The sequence below is a fragment of the Streptomyces sp. NPDC088354 genome, assembly GCF_044753585.1.
Classification (GTDB): domain Bacteria; phylum Actinomycetota; class Actinomycetes; order Streptomycetales; family Streptomycetaceae; genus Actinacidiphila.
The window spans coordinates 14,084-32,986 of sequence record NZ_JBIVNJ010000006.1; the positions used below are offsets into that span (position 1 = coordinate 14,084).

General features: G+C 72.9%; 14 protein-coding genes. 9 read left to right on the forward strand and 5 right to left on the reverse strand.

Going from position 1 to position 18,903, the window contains the following annotated elements; translation table 11 throughout:
• Positions 1-13: 13 nt before the first annotated feature.
• The 6 genes from ACIP98_RS11830 (at position 14) to ACIP98_RS11855 (ending at position 6,923) form a co-directional block, all read left to right on the forward strand.
• The gene (locus tag ACIP98_RS11830; RefSeq protein ID WP_401975260.1) at positions 14-784 is read left to right on the forward strand and encodes a redox-sensing transcriptional repressor Rex; all 771 of its coding nucleotides are present in this window, start codon (positions 14-16) and stop codon (positions 782-784) included.
• Positions 781-2,187, forward strand: a complete 1,407-nt coding sequence (locus tag ACIP98_RS11835; protein WP_319665650.1) for a glutamyl-tRNA reductase — start codon at positions 781-783, stop codon at positions 2,185-2,187. The genes ACIP98_RS11830 and ACIP98_RS11835 overlap by 4 nt, the downstream gene beginning before the upstream one ends.
• Positions 2,184-3,161: a hydroxymethylbilane synthase gene (gene hemC, locus ACIP98_RS11840; protein ID WP_319665649.1), complete on the forward strand. Its 978-nt coding sequence runs from the start codon at positions 2,184-2,186 to the stop codon at positions 3,159-3,161. The genes ACIP98_RS11835 and hemC overlap by 4 nt, the downstream gene beginning before the upstream one ends.
• Positions 3,158-4,837 (forward strand): uroporphyrinogen-III synthase, encoded by a 1,680-nt coding sequence (locus tag ACIP98_RS11845; protein ID WP_401975263.1) that lies wholly within the window; start codon positions 3,158-3,160, stop codon positions 4,835-4,837. Before hemC ends, ACIP98_RS11845 begins: the two co-directional genes overlap by 4 nt.
• A 176-nt stretch (positions 4,838-5,013) precedes the next feature.
• Positions 5,014-6,015: a porphobilinogen synthase gene (gene hemB / locus ACIP98_RS11850; protein WP_319665666.1), complete on the forward strand. Its 1,002-nt coding sequence runs from the start codon at positions 5,014-5,016 to the stop codon at positions 6,013-6,015.
• Between the two features lie 635 nt (positions 6,016-6,650).
• Positions 6,651-6,923, forward strand: coding sequence for a hypothetical protein (locus ACIP98_RS11855; protein WP_319665647.1), 273 nt, complete (start codon positions 6,651-6,653; stop codon positions 6,921-6,923).
• A 68-nt stretch (positions 6,924-6,991) separates the two neighbouring features.
• Here the strand turns inward: ACIP98_RS11855 and ACIP98_RS11860 are convergent, their stop codons facing one another.
• Positions 6,992-7,798 (reverse strand): DUF4253 domain-containing protein, encoded by an 807-nt coding sequence (locus ACIP98_RS11860; RefSeq protein ID WP_401975266.1) that lies wholly within the window; start codon positions 7,796-7,798, stop codon positions 6,992-6,994.
• 92 nt (positions 7,799-7,890) lie between these two features.
• Positions 7,891-9,648 (reverse strand): arginine--tRNA ligase, encoded by a 1,758-nt coding sequence (gene argS / locus ACIP98_RS11865; protein WP_401975267.1) that lies wholly within the window; start codon positions 9,646-9,648, stop codon positions 7,891-7,893.
• 128 nt (positions 9,649-9,776) lie between these two features.
• On the opposite strand from argS, the gene lysS reads away from it, so the two are divergent.
• Positions 9,777-11,444, forward strand: coding sequence for a lysine--tRNA ligase (gene lysS, locus ACIP98_RS11870; RefSeq protein ID WP_319665644.1), 1,668 nt, complete (start codon positions 9,777-9,779; stop codon positions 11,442-11,444).
• A 350-nt stretch (positions 11,445-11,794) separates the two neighbouring features.
• Positions 11,795-14,422 carry an MXAN_6230/SCO0854 family RING domain-containing protein gene (locus tag ACIP98_RS11875; protein ID WP_401975270.1) on the forward strand — a complete coding sequence of 876 codons (2,628 nt, stop codon included), beginning with the start codon at positions 11,795-11,797 and terminating at the stop codon, positions 14,420-14,422.
• Here the strand turns inward: ACIP98_RS11875 and ACIP98_RS11880 are convergent.
• The 3 genes from ACIP98_RS11880 to ACIP98_RS11890 all read right to left on the reverse strand — a co-directional run bounded on the left by ACIP98_RS11880 (position 14,419) and on the right by ACIP98_RS11890 (position 17,426).
• Positions 14,419-15,720, reverse strand: coding sequence for a DUF2637 domain-containing protein (locus ACIP98_RS11880; protein ID WP_401975618.1), 1,302 nt, complete (start codon positions 15,718-15,720; stop codon positions 14,419-14,421). The genes ACIP98_RS11875 and ACIP98_RS11880 overlap by 4 nt on opposite strands.
• Before the next feature lie 118 nt (positions 15,721-15,838).
• On the reverse strand, positions 15,839-16,552 hold the full coding sequence (locus tag ACIP98_RS11885) for a DUF3558 domain-containing protein (RefSeq protein ID WP_319665642.1): 714 nt from the start codon (positions 16,550-16,552) through the stop codon (positions 15,839-15,841).
• A 64-nt stretch (positions 16,553-16,616) separates the two neighbouring features.
• Positions 16,617-17,426: a hypothetical protein gene (locus ACIP98_RS11890; protein ID WP_401975272.1), complete on the reverse strand. Its 810-nt coding sequence runs from the start codon at positions 17,424-17,426 to the stop codon at positions 16,617-16,619.
• 244 nt (positions 17,427-17,670) lie between these two features.
• On the opposite strand from ACIP98_RS11890, the gene ACIP98_RS11895 reads away from it, so the two are divergent.
• On the forward strand, positions 17,671-18,885 hold the full coding sequence (locus ACIP98_RS11895; RefSeq protein WP_401975621.1) for an RtcB family protein: 1,215 nt from the start codon (positions 17,671-17,673) through the stop codon (positions 18,883-18,885).
• Positions 18,886-18,903: the final 18 nt, after the last annotated feature.

Below are 18,903 nucleotides of genomic sequence, written 5' to 3' on the forward strand. Positions count from 1 at the left end.
CCGCAGGAGCATCGTGGCAACTGGCCGAACTCACCGACCGGCGACCCGGAGCCGAGGGATTCCCGAGGCCACCGTCGCCAGGCTCCCGCTGTACCTGCGGGCCCTGACCGCGCTCTCCGAGCGATCGGTGCCCACCGTGTCGTCGGAGGAACTCGCGGCGGCCGCCGGAGTGAACTCCGCCAAACTCCGCAAGGACTTCTCGTACCTCGGCTCGTACGGAACCCGCGGTGTCGGTTACGACGTCGAGTACCTCGTGTACCAGATCTCCCGCGAACTGGGCCTCACCCAGGACTGGCCGGTCGTGATCGTCGGCATGGGAAATCTCGGCGCCGCGCTCGCGAACTACGGCGGCTTCGCCTCCCGCGGTTTCCGCATCGCCGCGCTCATCGACGCGGACGCCCAGCTCACCGGCCGGCCGATCGCGGGGCTGCCGGTGCGGCACGCGGACGAGCTGGAGTCGATCGTGCGGGACAACCACGTGTCCATCGGCGTGATCACCACGCCCGCCGGTGCCGCGCAGGAGGTCTGCGACCGCCTGGTGACCGCCGGGGTCACCTCGATCCTGAACTTCGCCCCGACCGTGCTGACCGTCCCCGACGGGGTCGACGTCCGCAAGGTCGACCTCTCCATCGAACTGCAGATCCTCGCCTTCCACGAACAGCGCAAGGCGGGCGAGGAGCTCGAGGGCACCCTCGCGGTGCCCCCGGTGGCGGCCAAGGCGGTCCGCGACAGCGACCGCCGCCCGGGACCTGACGGGGACGTCCCCGCCGTGATGCCGGCATGAGTCTCCTCGTGGTCGGGCTGAGCCACCGCACCGCCCCGGTCGGCGTCCTGGAGCGGGCGGCGCTCGCGGAGGACACCAAGGCCGATCTGCTGCACGACGTGCTGGCCGCCGAGCCGGCCAGCGAGGCGGCGGTGCTGTCGACCTGCAACCGCATCGAGCTGTACGCGGACGTCGACAAGTTCCACGCCGGGGTCGCGGAGCTGTCCACGCTCCTGTCCCGGCACAGCGGCGTCGGCCTGGACGAGCTCACCCCGCACCTGTACGTCCACTACGAGGACCGGGCCGTCCACCACCTGTTCTCGGTCGCCTGCGGCCTGGACTCCATGGTCGTCGGCGAGGGCCAGATCCTCGCCCAGATCAAGGACATGCTCGGCCTCGGCCAGGAGCTGCACACCGCCGGCCGGACCCTGAACGACCTGTTCCAGCAGGCGCTGCGGGTCGGCAAGCGGGCCCACTCCGAGACCGGCATCGACCGCGCCGGGCAGTCGCTGGTCACCTTCGGCCTGGACCAGATGGCGCAGGCCGTCGGCGGCACCACGTTCGCGGAGTGGGGCAAGGGCAAGCGCGCCCTGGTCGTCGGCGCGGGCTCGATGAGCTCACTGGCCGCCGCGACCCTGGCCCGCGCGGGGGCCGGCGACATCGTCGTCGTCAACCGCACGCACGAGCGCGCCGAGCGGCTGGCCGAGTCCGTCGGCGGTCGCGCGGTGCCCATGGACGATCTCGCCGCCGAGCTGCCGCACGCCGACATCGTGGTGTCCTGTACCGGCGCGACCGGACTGGTGCTGACCGCCGACACGGTCGCCCGCGCCACCCTGACCCGCGCCCTGCGCGCCGCCGGCGGGCCGGCCGCGCCCATCGGCATGCTCGACCTCGCGCTGCCGCGTGACATCGACCCGCTGGTGCACGCCATCGACGGCGCGCACCTCACCGATCTGGAGACCATCGGCACGGCCGCGGCCGACGCCCCGATGGCGGCGGACGTCGACCAGGTCCGAAAGATCGTTTCCGCAGAGGTCGAGGCGTTCGGCGCCGCCCAGCGCGCCGCGCACATCACGCCGACCGTCGTCGCCCTGCGCGCCATGGCCGCCGACGTGGTCGCCACCGAGCTCACCCGGCTGGACGGCCGGCTGCCCGGCCTCGGCGAGCGCGAGCGCGCCGAGGTGACCCAGACCGTGCGCCGCGTGGTGGACAAGCTCCTCCACGCGCCCACCGTGCGGGTCAAGCAGCTCGCGGGCGAGCCCGGCGGAGCCGGGTACGCTGACGCGCTGCGCGAACTCTTCGACCTGGACCCGCAGGCGGTCGCCGCGGTCAGCCGGGCCGACACCCCGGTCGTACCGGTGGTCCCGTCACCGGCCGCGTCGACCGGTGCCGTCACGAATGAAGCGAATCGAGGGCGGGCATGACGAGGCCCACCGCACTGAAACTGGGAACCCGGCGCAGCGCGCTGGCGATGACGCAGTCGGGCATGGTCGCCGACCAGGTACGCCGGCTCACCGGCCGTGACGTGGAGCTGGTGGAGGTCACCACGTACGGCGACGTCTCGCGCGAGCACCTGGCGCAGATCGGCGGCACCGGGGTGTTCGTCTCCGCGCTGCGCGACGCGCTGCTGAACGGGGAGATCGACTTCGCCGTCCACTCCCTGAAGGACCTGCCCACCGCCGATGCCGACGGGCTGACGCTGGCCGCGATCCCGTCCCGCGAGGACTCGCGGGACGCGTTGGTGGCCCGCGACGGCCTCACGTTCGAGCAGCTCGCCATGGACCCGCGCGGCGCGCGCGTCGGCACCGGCTCGCCGCGCCGGGCGGCGCAGTTGAACGCCTGGGCCCGCTCGCTCGGCGTCCGCATCGAGACCGTGCCGATCCGCGGCAACGTGGACACGCGCATCGGATACGTTGCCTCGGGCGACCTCGATGCCGTGGTCCTGGCCGCCGCCGGCCTGAGCCGGCTGGGGCGCCTGCCGGAGGTCACCGAGCTGATCTCGCCCGACGTCGTGCTGCCCGCCCCCGGACAGGGGGCGCTGGCCGTCGAGTGCTCTGCGGCCGACGCAGAACTCGTCTCCGCGCTCGCCGTGCTCGACGACCCGTTCACCCGGGCCGCCGTGACCGCCGAGCGCGCACTGCTCGCCGCCCTGGAGGCCGGCTGCTCCGCGCCCGTGGGCGCGCTGGCCGAGCCCGCTTTCGCAGGCGCCGACGAGCCCATCACCGAGCTGCGCCTGCGCGGTGTCGTCGGGACCACCGACGGCTCCTCGCTGGTGCAGATGTCCATCACTGGTCCCACCCCCGTCTCTCGCGAGGAAGCTCTGGCCCTGGGCCGCGAGCTCGCCGACGAGATGCTCGCCAAGGGTGCGGCCGGTCTTATGGGGGAGCGCGTACATTGAGCCCCACCGCCGCCGCAGCGACCAACACCACGACCGCAGCCGATGCCACGACCGGCAGCGCGGCTGACGGACCGCCGCCCCTTCCGGTCCTCGGGCACGTCACCTTCCTCGGTGCCGGACCCGGTGACCCGGGTCTGCTGACCCTGCGGGCCGTCGAGGCCCTGGCCCGCGCCGATCTGCTGGTCGCCGACCAGCAGGTGCTCGACGTCGTGCGGACGCACGCCCGGGCAGGCGTGGACACGGCGGAGCCGGCCTTCACCGAGGGCGAGTTGAGCCCTTCGGCCGCCGCGACCAAGCTTTGCACGGCCTCCGCGCGCACCGGCAAGCGGGTGGTCCGAGCGATCGCGGGCGACCCCGGACTCGACCCCCAGGCCGCCGCCGAGATGCTCGCCTGCGCGCACGCCGGCATCCCCTTCGAGGTGGTCCCGGGCGTCGCCGCGGCCATCGGCGTGCCCGCGTACGCCGGTGTCCCGCTCAGCGGCAACGTGCGCTTCATAGACGCCGCCACCGCCTCCGGCCGCTGCTGGAGCGAGGTGGGCGCGAGCGACGCGACGGTGGTGGTCTCCACGACCCTGCAGACCGTCGCCGCCACCGCCGCCGAGCTGGTGTCCGCCGGGCGCAAGCCCGACACCCCGCTGACGGTCACCGTCGCCGGCACCACCACCCGGCAGCGGACCTGGACCGCCACGCTGGCCACCATCGCCGCCGAGCTGAAGGCCACCAAGGCGCTCCCCACCCCGGAGGGCCCCATCGCGGCGATAGCCGTGGTCGGCGAGCCGACCACGCAGCGCGACCTGCTCTCCTGGTTCGAGACCAAGGCCCTGTTCGGCTGGAAGGTCCTCGTACCGCGCACCAAGGAGCAGGCGGTCTCCCTCTCGGACCAGCTGCGGTCCTACGGAGCCGTGCCGCACGAGGTGCCCACGATCGCCGTCGAACCGCCGCGCACCCCGCAGCAGATGGAGCGCGCCGTCAAGGGCCTGGTCACCGGGCGGTACGAGTGGATCGCCTTCACCTCGGTCAACGCCGTCAAGGCGGTGCGCGAGAAGTTCGAGGAGTACGGGCTCGACGCGCGGGCCTTCGCCGGCATAAAGGTCGCCGCCGTCGGCGAGCAGACGGCCCGCGCGCTCGTGGACTTCGGCGTGAAGCCGGACCTGGTCCCCAGCGGCGAGCAGTCCGCGGCCGGCCTCCTGGAGGACTGGCCGCCCTACGACCCCGTCTTCGACCCCATCGACCGGGTCTTCCTGCCCCGCGCCGACATCGCCACCGAGACGCTGGTGGCGGGCCTGGTGGAGCTCGGCTGGGAGGTGGACGACGTCACGGCCTACCGGACCGTGCGCGCCTCGCCGCCGCCGGCGGAGACCCGTGAGGCCATCAAGGGCGGCGGCTTCGACGCGGTGCTGTTCACCTCGTCCAGCACGGTGCGCAACCTCGTCGGCATCGCCGGCAAGCCGCACAACGTCACCGTCATCGCCTGCATCGGCCCGGCCACCGCCAAGACGGCGGAGGAGCACGGGCTGCGGGTGGACGTGATGGCTCCCGAGCCGTCCGTGCAGGCGCTGGCGCAGGCCCTGGCCGACTTCGGCGTACGGCGCCGTGAGGCGGCCGTCGCGGCCGGCGACCCGGTCACCCGGCCCAGCGAGCGCCGTCCCGGCTCGCGGCGCCGCGCCCGGGTCTGATCCGGCGCGCCTTCTCTCCACGCCACCCGCGGGGCGGCCGGCCCGCGCGGCCGGCCGCCCCGCGGGCGTACGCCCGGAGGCCCGGTACGGCCCGACATCCGGTCGGGAAGAGCACCCCCGGCGCGGGCGTACGGTGGTGAACGGAAGCCCCGGCGATGGAGAGGCGCGACACGGTCATGAGCGGAAGCGGTACTCGTTACGGTCAGTTCCCCGGCGCGCGCCCGCGCCGCCTGCGTACCACGCCGGCGATGCGCCGCATGGTCGCCGAGACCCGCCTCCACCCCGCCGAGCTGATCCTCCCGGTGTTCGTTCGTGAAGGCATTCACGAGCCCGTGCCGCTGTCGACCATGCCGGGCGTCGTCCAGCACACCCGCGACACCCTGCGCAAGGCCGCCGTCGAGGCCGTCGAGGCGGGCGTCGGCGGTTTCATGATCTTCGGCGTCCCGCTCGACGAGAAGAAGGACGCGATCGGCACCCCCGGCACCGACCCGGACGGCATCCTGCAGGTCGCCATCCGCGACGTGATCAGCGAGGTCGGCGACGCGCTGGTGGTCATGTCCGACCTGTGCCTGGACGAGCACACCGACCACGGCCACTGCGGCGTCCTGGACGCCGAGGGCCGCGTCGACAACGACGCCACCCTGGAGCGCTACGCCGAGATGGCCCGCGTCCAGGCGGACGCCGGCGTCCACGTCGTCGGCCCGAGCGGCATGATGGACGGCCAGGTCGGCGTCATCCGGGACGCGTTGGACGCCGCGGGCCACCAGGACGTCTCCGTGCTGGCCTACACCGCCAAGTACGCCTCCGCCTTCTACGGCCCCTTCCGCGAGGCCGTCGGCTCGTCCCTGACCGGCGACCGCAAGACGTACCAGCAGGACCCCGCCAACCTCCGCGAGTCGATGCGCGAGCTCGCGCTCGACCTCGCCGAGGGTGCCGACATGGTGATGGTCAAGCCCGCGCTGCCCTACCTCGACGTGCTGGCCAAGGTCGCCGAGTCGGTGGACGTGCCCGTCGCGGCCTACCAGATCAGCGGTGAGTACGCGATGGTCGAGGCCGCCGCGGAGCGCGGCTGGATCGACCGCGACCGCGCGATCATGGAGACCCTGACCTCGGTCCGCCGGGCCGGCGCCCAGATGATCCTCACGTACTGGGCGACCGAGGTCGCGCAGCAGCTCTGACCGCGCGGGGCCCGGCGCGCCGGGCCAACGGGCCCTTGGACGGCGGGTTTTGCGTCGGCATCGACAGACCGCAGTGCTGCTGGGGCCGTGCCGCATGCGCCGCCGCGGCAGGGGGGGGCCGCAAGGCCCCCGCAAAGCGGAGCAGCACCCTGGCGCGTCAGCCGCGGGCCGGGCGTCGCCGTGGCCGTGCTCACCCGGGCGGGCGTCGTCCGCTTCGGGGCCTGCGTGGCGCGCTCCTGCGCCCGCGGGATTGCCGTGCCCTGGGGAGCGTCGCCGTCGTGGCGCTCGCGCTGCACTGCGCCCCGGCCCGCGCCGCCCGGTCCGCCACAGGCCCCGCAGAGGCCCCGTGCTGCCCGACCGGGTCCGGACACCTGTGCGCGGGGTCGGGCGTGCGGGCACCGCGCGAGGGCCGCTCCAAGCCCGCCACCAGGGGTTTTCCGTCGCGGACGCCGACCGGAGGGGTGCCTGGGCACGCGGGACGCCGCCACGCCGTACTCCGGTTCCCGCCAAGGTGATATTTCGTTACATCAAGTGGGTTTGCCCCCTATCCCGAATGAAAGGGGCATATCGCCGGGAAGTATCGGGTTGTCCAAACCGGGGCGGACGCGCAAGCGCCGCCGAGAAAGGAGACCGCAATGCGGGCTTCCCGATTTGCCGCCGCGCTGGGTGTCGCGGCCGCCGTTTTGATGGGTGGCGCCACGGCTGCCAGCGCCGCCACCGAGGTGGCGCCCAAGGCGGCAGCTCACGTGACGCACGACCGTGGCAACGGCTACGGCGACCGTGGCAACGACTACGGCGACCGTTGGGGTCGCGACCGGGGCCACCGCCACGACCGCTGGGGCCACCACCGTCACCACCGTCACCACGGTCGTCACCACTGGGGCCACCGCTGGGGTCACCACCGCTGACGGATGACATCGCAGGGGCGCCCTTCCGACTCGGGGGAGGGCGCCCCCGCCTTGTGCCCGGGCGGCCGCTAGTCCCACCAGAAGGTCCAGCACACCTCGCCCAGCAAGGACTTCGCGTACGTGTGGAGGGAACCGCTGCCCTGGGTGATGTTGTCCGGGCAGAAGGCCAAGTGCTCGGCGGCCGTCGCCTCGGCCTCCGCCAGGTCCGCCGGCGGTGCGGCCACGGAGAGCACCAGGACGTCGAAGGCGAGGGCCACGACCCGCACGCCGAAGCGGTCCTCCCAGGAACGCAGCACGGCGCAGAGCCGGCCCACGTCGTTCTCGTGGTTGAGCGGGCCGGCCCAGCCCATGGCCGCGGGCACGTCGGCACTGCGCCGGGCCGGAACCAGGGCAACGCGGGGATCCTCGAGCCGTCCCGCACCGATCACCGACGCCGCGACCTCCGCCGCCCTCACGTCCGGGTCGGCCTCGAACTCCCGTGCCGGGGCGAGGCCGGGCCACTCCCGGCCGAAGGGGGCGACCATCTCGGCGTCGCGCGTGTCGAAATCCTCCTCGAAGCCCCAGAAGCCGGCCAGCACGTCCTCGGCGTCGTGGTCGCCGGGGTACGACATCATCCCGGGGGACAACTCCCTGGTGGCGGGCATGACCGGGGCCATCGAGAGCAGCACCGGATGCAGGCCCGCCGACATGCGCGCGGGCAGCAGCCGCTCCCAGGCGTCGGGCGCGGCGGGCCCGTCCGCGTGCCAGAGCAACGGTGCGTGCCAGGGGCCGTCGCACGTCGCGTCGACCAGGCTGCCGGGCGGGAGGTCGAGGCCCAGACACCGGCCGGTCGGGTCCTGCGCGAGCTTGGGGAGTTGGTTGGGGAGCGTCGCCATGGTCGGGAATGTAGGGGTGACCACTGACAACGGCGGCCCCGGGGAGAGCGGTTGCTCTTCCCGGGGCCGCCGTCGTGCGGACGCGGGGTGCGTCAGAGGCGCTCGGGGGTGCGGATGCCGAGCAGTGCCATGCCCTGGCGCAGGGTGCAGGCGGTCAGGTCGCAGAGCAGGAGCCGGTTCTCCTTGACGTCCGGAGCGGGCTCCGGCTTCACGACCGGGCACTGGTCGTAGAACGTGGTGAACGTCGAGGCCAGCGCGTAGAGGTACGAGGCCAGCTTGTGCGGCTCGTACGTCTCGGACACGCTCGCCAGGGTCTCCGCGAACTCGTCCAGCAGCAGCCCGAGCGCGCGCTCGGCCGGGGCCAGCGGCAGCTCGGGGTGGGCGACCGGCTTGGCGTCGCCCGACTTCCGCAGGATCGACTGGGTACGGGCGTACGCGTACTGCAGGTACACGCTCGTGTCGCCGTTGAGCGAGACCATCCGGTCGAGGTCGAAGACGTAGTCCCGGCCGAGGGAGGTGGACAGGTCGGCGTACTTGATCGCGCCGATGCCGACCTCCTTGGCCCGGTCGGCGATCTCCTCGGGGGTGAGGAGGCCGCCGCTCTTGTCCTCGATGACCGCGCCCGCCCGCTCCACCGCCTCGTCCAGCAGGTCGACCAGCCGGAAGGACTCGCCGGACCGGGTCTTGTACGGCTTGCCGTCCTTGCCCAGCAGCGCGCCGAACGGGATGTGGAGCGCCTTGACCTCGTCGGTGAGCCAGCCGGCCCGCTTGGCGGTCTCGAAGACCATCTTGAAGTGCAGGGCCTGCCGGAAGTCGACCACGTACAGCAGCGTGTTCGCGCGCAGGTCGGCGGTGCGGTTCCGGATCGCCGACAGGTCGGTCGCGGCGTAGCCGAAGCCGCCGTCGGCCTTCTGCACGATGAGCGGGACCGGCTCGCCGTCCTTGCCCTTGATGTCGTCGAAGAAGACGCAGAGCGCGCCGTTGGACCGCACGGCGACGCCGGACTTCTCCAGCAGCGTGCAGGTCTCGACGAGCATGTCGTTGTAGCCGGACTCGCCGACGACGTCCTCGTCCCGGATCGCGATGTCGAGCTTGTCGTAGACCGAGTTGAAGTAGATCTTCGACTCGTCGACGAACCGCTGCCACATCGCCAGCGTCTCCGGCTCGCCGGCCTGCAGGTCCACGACCCGGTTCCGTGACCGCGTCTTGAAGTCGTCGTCGGCGTCGAAGAGGGCGCGCGAGTCCTTGTAGAGCCGGTTGAGGCGCGACATGGAGGCCTCGCCGGCCTCCTCGTCGCCGGCGCCGCCCGCGGAGTCGTGGTCCAGCTCGTGCGGGTGCTCGACCAGGTACTGGATGAGCATGCCGAACTGGGTGCCCCAGTCGCCGATGTGGTGGCGCCGGATCACCGTCTCGCCCTCGAACTCCAGGATCTTGACGAGCGCGTCGCCGATCACGGAGGACCGCAGGTGGCCGACGTGCATCTCCTTGGCCACGTTCGGCTGTGCGTAGTCGATCACCGTGATGCCGGGGTCGGCCTTGGCGGGCACGCCGAGCCGGTCGTCGGCGGCCCGGGCGGCCAGCGTCCGGGTGATCGCGGAGTCGGCGACGGTGATGTTGAGGAAGCCGGGGCCGGAGACCTCGATGTCGGCGATGAGGCCGTCGTCCGCCGGAAGAGCGGCCACGACCTCGGCGGCCAGCTCGCGGGGGTTCGCCTTGTTCCGCTTGGCGAGGCCCAGCACACCGTTGGCCTGGAAGTCGGCCCGGTCGCTACGTCGCAGCAGCGGGTCGGCACCGAGGGCGTCAGCGACGCGCTGCTGGATCGTGGCGGAAAGCGAGTTGACCGAGGCCATGGGATGGGTGCTTCCTGAGAGGGATCAGAGATCAACCCTCAGTATCCCACGCGCTACCACTCATTTTTCTCTGGGACAATTGCCGGGTACCGAGCTACCCGCTGCACTGGTGGAAGGAAGTCGAGACAGTGGCTCAGAGCACCGAGGCCGACTGGGTCGCCCGCTTCGCGGACGACGTCATTGCGGAAGCCGGGCGGCGGGCTCCGGGCAAGAAAATCGTCGTCGCTTCCGGAATCAGCCCGTCCGGGCCGATCCACCTGGGCAACCTCCGCGAGATCATGGTCCCGCACCTGGTCGCCGACGAGATCAAGCGGCGCGGCGTGCCCTGCGAGCACATCCTGTCGTGGGACGACTTCGACCGGTACCGCAAGGTCCCGGCCGGCTACGACCCGTCGTACGCCGAGCACATCGGCAAGCCGCTGACCGCCGTCCCGGCGCCCGAGGGCAGCCCGCACGCGAGCTGGTCCGACCACTTCAAGGCGCCCTTCCGCGAGGCGCTGGCGGCGCTCGGCGTCGAGGTCACCGAGATCAGCCAGACCGTCGAGTACACCTCCGGCACCTACCGCGAGCAGATCCTGCACGCGATGCGCGAGCGCCGGCGGATCGACGAGGTGCTCGGCCGCTACCGGACGAAGAAGAAGGCGGGCGGCGAGGAGCAGGACGACGAGGAGGCCTCACTGGAGCAGGCCCCCGAGTACTTCCCGTACAAGCCCTACTGCTCGGCCTGCGACAAGGACCTGACCACCGTCGTCGCCTACGACGACGACACCACCGAGCTCACCTACGAGTGCCAGGCCTGCGGCAACCGCGAGACCGTGCGGCTCAGCGAGTTCGACCGCGGCAAGCTGGTCTGGAAGGTCGACTGGCCGATGCGCTGGGCCTTCAAGGGCGTGGACTTCGAGCCGTCCGGCGTCGACCACCAGTCGCCCGGCTCCTCGTGGATGGTCGGCCAGCAGCTCGTGCGCGAGATCTTCGGCGCCGAGCCGCCCATCGGCCCGATGTACGCCTTCGTGGGCATCAGCGGCATGGCCAAGATGTCCAGCTCCAAGGGCGGTGTGCCGATCGCGGCCGACGCGCTGCAGATCATGGAGCCGCAGCTGCTGCGCTGGCTGTACGCCCGCCGCCGGCCGAACCAGGCGTTCAACATCTCCTTCGGCGACGAGATCTCCCGCACCTACGACGAGTGGGACGCGCTGGAGCGCAAGGTCGCCGAGGGCACGGCCGCGCCGGTCGACGTCGCCGTGCACTCGCGGGCCGCGCGCACGGCGAGCGGGGAACTCCCGACCACCGGGCACAAGCTGCCGTACCGCACCCTCGCCTCGGTCGTGGACATCACGACCGGCGACGAGGAGCAGACGCTGCGCATCCTGCGCGACCTCGACCAGGAGCGGCCGCTGGCCTCCCTGGACGACGCCCGGCCGCGGCTGGACTGCGCCGAGCACTGGGTCAACACCCACGTCGAGCCGGAGGCCCGTACCCAGGTCCGCACCGAGCCCGACGCGGCGGCCCTGGCCGCGCTGTCCGGCGAGGAGCGCGAGGCGCTGAAGCTGCTGGTGGACGGGCTGCCCGAGCACTGGTCGCTGGACGGGCTGACCACCTTGGTCTACGGCGTGCCGAAGACGCAGGCGGGCTTCGCGCCGGACGCCAAGCCGACGCCGGAGCTGAAGGCGGCCCAGCGCTCGTTCTTCGCCCTGCTCTACAACCTGCTGGTCGGCCGGGACACCGGTCCGCGGCTGCCCACCCTGCTGCTGGCCGTGGGCCAGGAGCGGGTACGGGAGCTGCTCGCGGCGAGCTGAGCGAGAACACGCGCTTACGCGGACGCAGACGGAGGCGGTGGGTGGCCCGGCCACCCGCCGCCTTTGCGCGTGCACGAGCCAGAAAATTCGAACGCGCCGTGGTGTGCGGCGCGTTATGGTCGTCCAGCGCGGGGCGGCTCCTGGCGTGCTTCCTTCTCTTCCCTGTCACGGATTAAAAAGTGCGCACCCTTCCCGCCCCGCGCACGCAACCGGCGTCACCGGTCCGGCGACCGGACCGGACCCGGGGCGGCTCACGGGCGTACTTCCTTCTCACTGCGACGTCGCATTCCTGCGATGGACTTCAGCGCGCCCACTTCCCGCCCTGAGGTCAACCAGGGGGAGACACAGCGATGTTCACGACCACCACCGCAGCCACCACGCACGTTCCGCGCCCGCTCGCGGCCGTCATGCTCGCCCGCCGCGGAGCCGTGTACCTGCCCGCCGCCACGGCGGGGGCGTCGCTCGGCACCGCCGCCGGGGTGGCGCTGCTGGAGGCCGATCTGCTGGACCGCGGCTACCTGATGTCGTCCGCCCTGCGCGAAGCGCTCGCCGGGCGCGGCGAGACCGCGCTGACCGCGGCGGGCCGTGCGCTGCTGGCCGACATCGACCAGGCGCTGGGCGCTGACCGGCCCCACGTGCCGCTGTTCCGAGACTTCCCGGCGAGCACGCCCCGGGACACCTTCGCCTTCTACGTCGAGCGCGTGCTGACCGTGCTCTTCCAGTACCCGGAGCAGCCGTGCGTGCGGTGCGGCACGGAGGGCTCCGTCCATGCCGTATCGCCCTGCGCGCACCTGGTGTGCCGGAGCTGTTTCGACGGCGCGGACCTCTCCGCGTGCCCGGTCTGCCACCGCCGGATCGACGCGGACGACCCCTTCCTGCGGCCCCGCCGGCCGCGCCGCTTCGGCGGCCGCCGGCGCGCCCTCCCCGAGCGGCTGCGCGTACTGCACCACGGCGGCGACCTCGCCGCCCGGGACGCGGACGCCGTGCGGGAGATCCACGGGCTCCTCGCCCGGCCCAGAGCCCTGAGCCCGCAGGACGCCGACGATCTCCTCGCGCTGACGGAGACCCGCGACCCGGCAGATGTGTCCTGGCTGCCGGAGCACATCCCCGGCCGGGAGACCAAGGCGCGCGTCCTGGCCCGGCTGCTGGACGACGCCGGCGCGTACGGGACGACCCTCCCCGCCGTGACGGCCCGCATCGACACGGCGACCGACATCCTGCGGCTGCTCGCCGTGCGCTCCGGCGGCGACCCCGGCCTGGTCGACCTGCCGCGCTTCGTCTCGGTGCCCAGGCCGCTGCGCCGCGCCCTGCTCGGCGTGCTGGAGGGGCTGGCCCCCGACCTCGCCGTGCAGGACATGCGCCGGTACCGGCACGCGTGGCTGCGGGTCGCGGAACTGCTGCACCCCTTCGAGTACGCGGACCGTTTCCCCCGGGCGGCGCTGGCCGTCGCGGCGCTGCGCGACACCCGGCTCGCGGACGGCGACGCCCTGACCGCGACCCTGCGGACGGCGGCCGGTTCGGACGCGCGGGTCGACGCGACCGGGACCACGGTCCGGGTACGCGGCTGGGCGAGCCGGGTCGAGGCCGCGCTGGACGCCATGGACGTGCCGGCGGCCGTCGCGCTGCTGGCGCAGCGGCCGGGCGAGTTCGTGCGCCGCCTGGACCACCTGCTGCGGCTGTCCGCCGCCGAGGACGCGGACACGGTCCTGTCCGCGCTGGAGCCCGTGGTGGCGCGGGTGACGCCCGCGGTGCTGCTGTCCGCGCTCGGCGAGCTGCGCAGCCGTCCCCGCGCGGCGGCCACACGCGTGTTCTTCCCCAAGGGCGGCACGGCCAAGGTGCATTTGGCGCAGGACGACCGGCTGCCGATCGGGGCGGACGTCATCGGGCGGGCCGTCGCCCTGCTGGAGGCCGAGGTGCTGCGGCGGGCGGCGGAGGCGGAGGCAGCCGACGTCGCCGTCGTGGACGCCGGCCTGGACGGACTGATCGCGCCGTTCACCGAGCGCACGGCCGCTCGGGCCCTGGTGACGCTGCCGCGCGGCAGCGAACTGCCCGTCCCCGACGGGAGGAGCCTGCGGCTGTTCCTGCACTGGATGGAGAGCGAGGAATCCGGCCGGACCGACCTGGACCTGTCCACGGCGCTGTTCGACGCCGAGTGGAACGCGGTCGGCCACTGCGACTACACCCGCCTGCGGTTCGGGGCGGACGCCGCCGTGCACTCGGGCGACCTGACCAGCGCCCCGGCGCCGCAGGGGGCGGCGGAGTTCGTCGACCTCGACCTGGACGCGCTGGCGGCCGCCGGGGTCCGCCATGTGGTGGCGGTGGTCTTCTCGTTCAACAACGTCCCGTTCGAGGCACTGCCCGAGGCGTTCGCCGGGCTCATGGCCCGCGACCTGCCCGGCGACGACGGGCCGGTCTTCGACGCCCGTGCCGTGGAGCAGCGCTACGACCTGACCGGCCGGGCCCTCGCGAGCGTGCCGCTGGTCGTCGACGTGGTGAACCGCACCATGCGGTGGCTGGACGTGGTCTCGGGCGTGACCGGCACCGACCACTCGGTCGCACGGCACGGGGACGACCTCGCCCTGCTCGCCAGGAGCCTCACCGCCCTGTTCGCCTCCGGCGCCCGTGTGGGCCTGGGCGAACTGGCCGTGTGGCAGGCGGCGGCCCGCGCCGCCACCGTGCTGCTGCGGCACGCGGACGGCTCGCTGACCGCCTACCGGCGCCGTGCCGGGGAGCCGGTGGCGGGGTTCGCGGCCCGGATCGGCACGCCCGACGCGGACGGCTCCGACGGGGCTGACGGCGTTGACGCGCGCGAGGAGCTCGGCCGGGCGCGGCTGGCCTGGCTGCTCCGCGGCGACCTCGAACTGCCGGAGGGCGCCGAGGTGTTCGCCCTCCACCCGGCGGGGCTGGACGCGGCGCGGGTGCGGCTGCTGGCGGCGGCGGACGTCGTCGCGGCGCTCACCCCCGCCCCCACGCCCTAGGAGGCGTACTGGCCGTCGAGCTCGAGCCGGCGGCGCAGCTCGCGGACGTAGGGGCGCAGCGTGCTCTCGCTCAGCGGGCCGCCGTTGGGGCTGGAGATGCCGTACCGGTCCTGCAGCAGCAGGCCGAACTGGCGGGCGTTGGGGAAGGCGCCGAACTGCTGGTGGTACGCCCGGAAGGCCCGGTCGTACAGTTCCTCGCGGCCCATGTCCTCGACGACGGGCTCCGGTTCCGGCTCGGCGAAGTACTCCGGCTCGGGCTCCGGCGCGTACTCGACGCGCGGGGTGGGGATCACGCCGCTGCCGTCGGCGAGGTTGCGCCGGCGGTTGCCCGCGCCGACCGGTGCGGTGAGGGGTTCGGGCTGCGGGACGGGCGCGGGAGCGGGCGCCGGTGCCGGGGCCTGGGCGGCGACCGGGGCCTGCGGCTGGGGCTGGGGCTGCGCCGGTGCCTGGAACGGTACGGCGGGCGCGGGAGCGAACTGCGCCGGCTCGGGAGCCTGTTCGGGGGCGGGCTCCGGGACCGGGTACTCCTCGGCGTACGGGGCGGCCTCCGGTGCCGGGGCCTGGGCGGCGACCGGGGCCGGGGCGGGCAGCGCGGTGGGCGCCGGGACCGCCGGGACCGCCGGGAGTTCGATGCCGGCCGCGGCGAGCCCGACGGGGCCGGTTTCGGTGAGGGGGACGCCGAAGCGGGCGAGCCGCAGCGGCATCAGCGACTCCACCGGGGCCTTGCGGCGCCAGGCGCGGCCGTAGCGCGCCCGCAGCCGGGCCTGGTAGACGAGACGTTCCTGCTCCAGCCGGATGACCTCGTCGTAGCTGCGCAGTTCCCACAGCTTCATGCGGCGCCACAGGCGGAAGGTCGGCAGCGGCGCCAGCAGCCAGCGCGCGAGCCGGACCGACTCCATGTGCTTGTCGGCGGTGATGTCGGCGACCCGGCCGATCGCGTGCCGGGCCGCCTCCACCGACACCACGAAGAGGATCGGGATGATGCCGTGCATCCCGACGCCGAGCGGGTCGGGCCAGGCCGCCGCACCGTTGAAGGCGATGGTGGCCGCGGTGAGCAGCCACGCGGTCTGGCGCAGTAGCGGGAAGGGGATGCGCAGCCAGGTCAGCAGCAGGTCCAGCGCGAGCAGGACCACGATCCCCGCGTCGACACCGATCGGGAAGACGTTGGCGAACCAGCCGAATCCCTTGGCGAGCGCGAGTTCGCGCACCGCCGCGTACGAGCCCGCGAAGCCGATCGCTGCGATGATCACCGCTCCGGCGACCACCACACCGACCAGGATGCGGTGCGTCCGGTTCATGCGTATCGCGGACACCCGCGACCCTCCCAGGCTCGGAAACTGGCCTGCCCAGCCTGCCACACGGGTCAATGGGCTTGTCGCACAAACGTGGTGAATCGGTACGGCGAGAGGGGAGTTGTTACGCGTTCGCCGCCGCGACCGAGGCGACGGCTTCCTTGGCCGCCTTGAGCGCGTTCTTCCGGAGATCGTCGGCCTTGGGGGTCTTGGCGTCCTCCAGGCCGGCGCCGTTGTAGGAGAGCGCGACGACGGCGTTTCCGGAGCGTGCGACGACCGTGACGTCCTGGTACTCCTCCTTGTCCTTCGTGGCCTTGGAGGTCACCGCGGTGCCCGTGTCCCAGGTGCCGGACGCCGTGACGGTCTCGCTCGTGGCGCCCTTGGCGGCCTTCGCCTGCGCGACCAGCTCGTTGTAGCGCCTGGTGGCCTGCTGCTCGGCGGAGCCGAGACCGGCCACGGAGTCGTAGCGCTGGAGCGACACGTCCAGCCAGCGGTACTGGTAGCCGTTCAGGCCGTTCCAGGAGCAGCCGCCGCGCTCGTCGGCGGAGCCGGAGCCGGCCGGCGTGCCGGCGGCCTTCTTCGCCTTCGGGACCAGTGAGGCGACGGTCCTGGCGCCGACGGCCTTGCAGGCGGCGGGCAGTTGCGTGTACTTCGCCGGGGCGACGGCCGGTGAGGCGGAGGCCGTGGGCGATCCCGAGGGGGAGGCGGAGGGTGCCGCCTTGTCGGCGCCGGCGGTCCCCTTCGGCGAGTCCGAGCCGGAGGAGCAGGCGGCGACGAGCGTCACCGGCACGGCCGCACAGGCGAGCAGACGGGCGAGACGGGGGGCTGATCGGTGCATGGATCCTTCGCTCACTTTCCGCGTGTCCTGGCGTGGCACAAACGGCCAGACTACGCGGATCGCCTCATTCGTCCAGTTGATCTGCCAGTTCCGCGGCCACCTGACGGGCACCGGCCTGCAGGTCCGGACTGGGCGGTTCGACCGACTTGTCCGTGGACCACTGGGAGAGGCCGACGGTCACCAGGACGTTGGCGATCCGGAAGACGACGGTCACGTCGCGGTGCACCCCGGAGTCCCGGGTGCGCAGCGCGTCGTCGAGGAAGGCGTCGTCCCCGAGGCCGTCCAGGAAGCGCGGCGCGACGTCCTGCGGGATGCCGGACGGGCTGCTGCTCGGCGGTGCGGAAACCCCGGTCGAACTGGGGCTCGTCGAGGACGTCGGGGCGCCGGGCGGAGTGGGCGCCCCCGGCCCGCCGTCGGCGGGCGCGAGGGGGATGCCGGCGTCCGTCGCGCGGGTGCGGTAGTCGGTCGCGGCCTGGTCGTCGTCACTGACCGCAGAGTCGTACGACACCACGCGCTCCAGGTCGATCTGGAGGTAGCGGTTGCCGAGGGCGGTGCGCCCCGTCCACTTGCAACCGACCTTGCGGTCCGTGTCGAAGGTCACGCTCGCCTCCCCGTCGGGATCGGCCGCGTTCGGCACGAGTGAGGCGATGGTGCCGGCGGACACCGAGCCGCACGGCTCCGGCAGCACGCGGTACTTGCCGGGCGGGGCCGCGGCGACGGTCTGCCCGCCGTTGGCCGCGTCCGCGGCGGCCGTGCCGCTCCCGGCACCGTCGGAGCCGCTGCAGCCGGCCAGCGCCACGGCGGCGAGCGCCACGGCGCACGTTCCGCTCAGCAGTGCCCGGACCCGGTTGGAGCGGTCTCCCGATGGCTGCACTGACGTGGCCCCTTCCTCCGGCGGTGGCCCGGCGCTCGTGTAAATCCCTTGGCGGGGGACGACGCCGAGTAGACACAATGTCTACCGCACCGGCCGCGGCCGTCGCCGGGCCCGGGGGCTGTATGGATGACTTCCTCCCTGATTTCGTTTTTCATTGATATGTGGCCTTTATCCGTTTTTAAGTGCTTTGTTGGTTGAACCGTTCCATGAACCACCCCTGGGGGAAAGGCAGATGTCCATGTCCATGTCCGGATCCACGTCCAGACCCACCTACACCGAGGTGCCCGGCGTCCGGGTGCCGATCCGCATGTGGACCGACCCGGCCTCGGTCGAGGACGTCGCGATGCAGCAGCTGAGGAACGTCTCCTCGCTCCCGTGGATCAAGGGCCTCGCGGTCATGCCCGACGTCCACTTCGGCAAGGGCGCCACGGTCGGCTCCGTCATCGCGATGAGCGGCGCGGTCTGCCCCGCCGCCGTCGGCGTCGACATCGGCTGCGGGATGAGCGCCGTCAGGACCTCCCTCACGGCGGGCGACCTGCCCGGCGACCTGTCGCGGCTGCGCTCCAGGATCGAGCAGGCCATCCCGGTGGGCCGGGGCATGCACGACGAGGCGGTCGACCCCGGCCGGCTGTACGGCTTGCCGGCCGGCGGCTGGGACGACTTCTGGGACGGCTTCGACGACCTCGCCGAGGCCGTGCGCTTCCGCCACGGACGCGCGCTGCAGCAGATGGGCACCCTCGGTTCCGGCAACCACTTCATCGAGGTGTGCCTCGACGAGTCCGGCGCCGTCTGGCTCATGCTGCACTCGGGTTCGCGCAACATCGGCAAGGAACTCGCCGAGCACCACATCGGCGAGGCCCACAAGCTGCCCCACAACCAGGACCTGGTCGACCGCGACCTCGCCGTCTTCATCGCGGACACCCCGCAGATGGAGGCGTACCGCCGCGACCTGTTCTGGGCCCAGGACTACGCCAAGCGCAATCGCGCGATCATGATGGCGCTGCTCCAGGAGGTCGTGCGGCGCGAGTTCCGCAAGGCGAAGGTCAGCTTCGACCAGGTGATCTCCTGCCACCACAACTACGTCTCCGAGGAGCGCTACGACGGGGTCGACCTGCTCGTGACCCGTAAGGGCGCGATCAAGGCCGGCAGCGGCGACTACGGCATCATCCCCGGCTCCATGGGCACCGGTTCCTACATCGTCCGCGGCCTGGGCAACCCCGACGCCTTCAACTCCGCCTCGCACGGCGCGGGCCGCCGGATGAGCCGCAACGCGGCGAAGAAGCGGTTCTCCACGCGGGACCTGGAGGAGCAGACCCGGGGAGTCGAGTGCCGCAAGGACTCGGGCGTCGTGGACGAGATCCCCGGCGCGTACAAGTCCATCGACAAGGTCATCGAGCAGCAGCGGGACCTGGTCGCGGTGGTGGCGAAGCTCAAGCAGGTCGTCTGCGTGAAGGGCTGAGGTGCCTTCCCCGGGGTC

What these genes read in the sequence shown, in the direction of transcription:
- ACIP98_RS11895 (WP_401975621.1), top strand. Translation starts at nt 17,671, where the DNA reads ATGTCCGGATCCACGTCCAGACCCACCTACACCGAGGTGCCCGGCGTC.
- ACIP98_RS11835 (WP_319665650.1), top strand. Translation starts at nt 781, where the DNA reads ATGAGTCTCCTCGTGGTCGGGCTGAGCCACCGCACCGCCCCGGTCGGC.
- ACIP98_RS11875 (WP_401975270.1), top strand. Translation starts at nt 11,795, where the DNA reads ATGTTCACGACCACCACCGCAGCCACCACGCACGTTCCGCGCCCGCTC.
- ACIP98_RS11885 (WP_319665642.1), bottom strand. Translation starts at nt 16,552, where the DNA reads ATGCACCGATCAGCCCCCCGTCTCGCCCGTCTGCTCGCCTGTGCGGCC.
- argS (WP_401975267.1), bottom strand. Translation starts at nt 9,648, where the DNA reads ATGGCCTCGGTCAACTCGCTTTCCGCCACGATCCAGCAGCGCGTCGCT.
- ACIP98_RS11860 (WP_401975266.1), bottom strand. Translation starts at nt 7,798, where the DNA reads ATGGCGACGCTCCCCAACCAACTCCCCAAGCTCGCGCAGGACCCGACC.
- hemB (WP_319665666.1), top strand. Translation starts at nt 5,014, where the DNA reads ATGAGCGGAAGCGGTACTCGTTACGGTCAGTTCCCCGGCGCGCGCCCG.
- hemC (WP_319665649.1), top strand. Translation starts at nt 2,184, where the DNA reads ATGACGAGGCCCACCGCACTGAAACTGGGAACCCGGCGCAGCGCGCTG.
- ACIP98_RS11855 (WP_319665647.1), top strand. Translation starts at nt 6,651, where the DNA reads ATGCGGGCTTCCCGATTTGCCGCCGCGCTGGGTGTCGCGGCCGCCGTT.
- ACIP98_RS11880 (WP_401975618.1), bottom strand. Translation starts at nt 15,720, where the DNA reads ATGAACCGGACGCACCGCATCCTGGTCGGTGTGGTGGTCGCCGGAGCG.